Here is a 1,222-nt window from a genome sequence, read left to right as displayed (position 1 = left end):
GGTTTCGTAGACACTTTTTTGCCTCATAATGGAGGCTCAATGAAGGAGTGTTTATGTCAGCCAAAAATTTCACTGAAGAATTCAAAATTGAAGCCGTAAAACAGATTAACGAGCAGGGATACCCTGTTTCTGAGGTTGCGGCAAGACTCGGTGTTTCCACCAACAGCCTTTACGCATAGGTCAAGCGTTACCAAAAACCCGAACCGCAGCGCAAGCAGGACGATGCCCTTCAGCATGAAGTAAAGCGCCTCAGGCAAGAGCTTAAGCGGGTGACTGAAGAGCGAGATATTTTAAAAAAGGCCGCCGCGTACTTTGCAAGAACGTCAGGCTGAAGTACGCCTTCATTAAAAAAATGTCGTCTTTTTATGCTGTACGCCGGCTGTGTCTGGTTCTTGACCTCCATTACAGCGGTTATTACCAGTGGCTGAAGTGGCCTAAATCTTTGCGGGCAAGGCAAGATGAGCGCCAAACAGGCCTCATTAAACAGCTATGGCTTGAAAGCGGTGCAGTTTATGGTTATCGAAAAATTTGGCTCGACATGAAAGACTTGGGTGAACACGCAGGGCGCAACAGGATTGCGCGCTTAATGAGGCTTGCAGAGTTGGCTTCTCAAACCGGATACCGAAAACGACGCTATTACGGCGGCGGAAAGCCTTCAGTTGCCAACCCAAATTACCTTGAGCGACAGTTCGTTGTTCCTACCCCCAATACGCATTGGGTGAGTGACATGACCTATATCAGAACGCATGAGGGTTGGTTGTATCTGGCTGTTGTTCTCGATCTTTTCTCGCGTCGGGTCATCGGCTGGAGTATGGGTGGGCGAATGACGGCAGAGTTGGTGATGGACGCCTTGTTGATGGCGGTGTGGCGACGCAAGCCAACGACAGAAGTCCTAATCCATTCGGATCAGGGTTCTCAATATACGAGCGAAAGATGTCAGCATTTTATGACAGCTCACCATTTAAAAAGCAGCATGAGTCGGCGAGGTAATTGCCATGATAATGCTGTGGCAGAAAGCTTTTTTCAGTTGCTAAAACGAGAACGCATAAAGAAACGGATCTATAAAAATAGAGAAGAAGCGAAGGCGGATATCTTTGATTATGTAGAGATGTTTTATAATGCTAAACGGCGCCATAGTGCCTGTGAAGATCAACCACCTGCAGTTTATGAAAGTGCCTGGTTCATGAGGCACGGAACCGTCTAGGAAACTCGGGTCTATTCA

1 pseudogene is annotated in these 1,222 nt (G+C 47.5%); it reads left to right on the top strand.

Annotated elements, in window-relative coordinates:
* The first annotated feature begins 53 nt into the window (after positions 1-53).
* Positions 54-1,204: pseudogene (locus AD970_RS18390) on the top strand (IS3 family transposase).
* The last annotated feature ends 18 nt before the right edge of the window (positions 1,205-1,222 follow it).

Source organism: Yersinia nurmii, assembly GCF_001112925.1.
GTDB lineage: Bacteria > Pseudomonadota > Gammaproteobacteria > Enterobacterales > Enterobacteriaceae > Yersinia > Yersinia nurmii.
The sequence above is the reverse complement of the archived record's forward strand: the minus strand, read 5'-3'. Positions and strand labels throughout refer to the sequence as shown.